This window comes from Geomonas sp. Red276 (genome assembly GCF_054784495.1).
On sequence record NZ_BLXW01000079.1, the window covers coordinates 1 to 2,604 of the forward strand.

2 protein-coding genes are annotated in these 2,604 nt (G+C 61.8%); both read right to left on the reverse strand.

The annotated features are described in order from the left end of the window. Positions 1 to 108: 108 nt before the first annotated feature. The gene (gene istB / locus ACYVL5_RS23455; protein WP_460597969.1) at positions 109 to 864 is read right to left on the reverse strand and encodes an ATP-binding protein; all 756 of its coding nucleotides are present in this window, start codon (positions 862 to 864) and stop codon (positions 109 to 111) included. Between the two features lie 14 nt (positions 865 to 878). Beyond that, positions 879 to 2,390: an IS21 family transposase gene (istA, locus tag ACYVL5_RS23460; protein WP_460597970.1), complete on the reverse strand. Its 1,512-nt coding sequence runs from the start codon at positions 2,388 to 2,390 to the stop codon at positions 879 to 881. Positions 2,391 to 2,604: the final 214 nt, after the last annotated feature.

Sequence of the window (2,604 nt, forward strand, 5' to 3'; positions counted from 1 at the left end):
TGCGCATTCCGCTGAAGTCGGCCACCCAATCCGACGGAAGTCGGCCGGGTGTTCCGATTGAAGTCGGCCACCCCCTGAGGGGTGCGCCGCTGGGTGTTGGTTACTGTCTCACATGGTTTCGCACGGGTCAATCTTCGATCGCAACTTGCGCATCGAGTCCTCCCCCTTAAGGTCGATTTTGTACGCGTTATGCACGACTCTGTCGAGGATGGCGTCAGCCATGGTGGGATCGCCGAGCGCCTCATGCCAGTTTGCCACCGGGAGTTGGCTCGTGATCAGGGTTGACCTCTTCTGGTAGCGCTCGTCGATGATTTCCAGCAGGTCGCGCAGTTGCTCCATGGAGAGGGGCGCGATCCCCAGGTCGTCCAGGACGAGCAGGTCGGTCCTGCCAAGCGCACGCATCAGCTTCTTGTAGCGCCCGTCGTGGCGTGCAAGATCCAGGTCCTGCATGAGCGCCGGCAGCCGATGGTAAGCCGCGGTCATCCCTTGGCGACATGCGGTGTGGGAGAGAGCGCAGGAGAGCCAGGTTTTCCCGGCTCCGGTTGCCCCGGTGATGAGGAGGTTGTGGCGCCTCTTGATCCACTGGCAGGTGGCAAGACTCGCCAAGAGTGCGCGATCGATGCCGCGACTGGCCTTCGTGTCCAGATCCTCCAGTGCCGCATGCTCACGTAGTTTCGCCCCCTTGATCCGGGTGGCGAGCTGTCGGGTTTCCCGCTCCAGGAGTTCCGCCTCGACCAGCAGGGCCAGCCGATCCTCGAAGGGGAGGTTGTGGATCTCCGGGTTCTCAAGCTGAGCCCGTAGCCCCTTCGCCATGCCGGCGAGGCGCATGCTGTTGAGTTTCTCGATGGTTGGGTGGATGAGCATTCTGGTATCTCCTTTCAGTGGTAGTAGCTGTTGCCGCGGATGTTGGAATGCCGGACGGGCTCCTTGGCGGGCGCCCGTTCCGGCAGGGGTTTGGAATCGAGGCCATTGGCCAGGATGGATTTCATGCTCGTATAGCTTACGCCTCCGATGGCGAGAGCTCTTTTGCTGGCGGCCTCCACACGGTCGCTGCCGTACTTCCTGGAGAGCGAGATGATCCCCAGGCACGAGTTGAAGCCCTGCTGCGGATGCACGAGCCCTGACAGGATCGTCTCCACCACCTTTCCGGTGGCCTCGCCGGTCTGGGACGCCCATTTGGCCAGCCGCTCCGGGGTCCACTCGGCGTATTCCCGGTGCGCTTTCGGCATATGCTCGGCGACGGTGGTGTAGCCCCTTTTGTAGCTGCGCTGGTGGGCGGCGACTCTCTGGTTCCTGTGGAAGAATTCGATGGAAGTGGTGGTTAGCCGCGCATCGAGCTTCTCGTTTCTCAGCTGGTGCGGTGCGCTGTAGAAGTGCTCGTCGATTTGCACGTGGTAGTTCATACCGAGGCGCACCGGGCGCCATTCCGCGTATTGGTAATGGATGAGGGGAAGTGGACGCAGGGCGGGCTTGTCCAACTCGGCGAAGAGGCTTGCCCTTGAGCCCGAGACCTTTTTGAACGGCTTCGCGTTCAGCTTGGTCAGAAGCCCGGCGATGGCCTCGTTTACCTCATCGAGCGAGAAGAAGGTACGGTGCCTGAGGGCCGCGAGGATCCAACGCTGCACCAACTGCACCCCCGCCTCCGCCTTCGCCTTGTCCTTGGGCTTGCGAACTCGGGCGGGGATGACCGCGACGTTGTAATGGTTGGCGAGCTCGGCGTAGGAGGGATTCAGCTGCGGCTCGTAGCGGCATGGCTTGGATACGCCGCTGCGCAAATTGTCGGGGACTACGATGGCGGGCAGTCCGCCGAAGAAACGGAAGGCGCGGACGTGGGAGCCGAGCCAGTCCGGCAGGGACTGCGTCATGGTGGCTTCGGCGTAAGTGTAGGAACTGGCACCCATTACCGCCACGAAGACCTGGGCCGGCTTGATTTCTCCGGTCTCCGGGTCGGTGAGCGGTACGGTTTGGCCGCTGTAGTCGACGAAGAGCTTTTCTCCGGCGATGTAGTTCTGGCGCATGCAGCAATCGGCGCGGTCGAGGAACTCCCGGTACAGCTTGCAGTACTGGGAATACTGGTAGCCGTCGGGATTGCCGACCTTATACTCGTCCCACAGAAGAGACAGGGTCATCCCCTTGCGCTTCATCTCCTTCTGCGCCAGGGACCAGTCGGGTTGAGGACGCACGGCATCGAAGCAGACAACCAGAGGGTACAGGAGCCGTTCCAGCGCAGCATCGTCCAGATCAGGCAAGGGCCAGGAGAGGCCGGCGTTGGAGGCACGCTCCAGGCATTCGGCGACGGTGCTCCTGGCAATGGAGCACGCGTTTGCAATGGCTCGATTGCTGAGCTGTGACGCCCATTTGAGTCTCAGTACTTCTCTTATCTTACGCATCGGGGTTCTCTCCGCAGGCACACGCTCCTCCTCGTTATGGAATCAACGGGACGGAGCATACACCTGATGAAATTGCCCAGCGACGCTAAAGGCGGGGATGGAGGAAGGAGCTCAGGGGGTGGCCGGAATCAAACGGAATAGATGGCCGGCTTGAATCGGAATGGGTGGCCGACTTCGATCGGAATCGGTGGCCGGCTTGCCGCGGAATACGCAG

Excerpts from the sequence above, each read along its gene's own strand:
- istB (WP_460597969.1), bottom strand. The coding sequence starts at position 864 with ATGCTCATCCACCCAACCATCGAGAAACTCAACAGCATGCGCCTCGCC.
- istA (WP_460597970.1), bottom strand. The coding sequence starts at position 2,390 with ATGCGTAAGATAAGAGAAGTACTGAGACTCAAATGGGCGTCACAGCTC.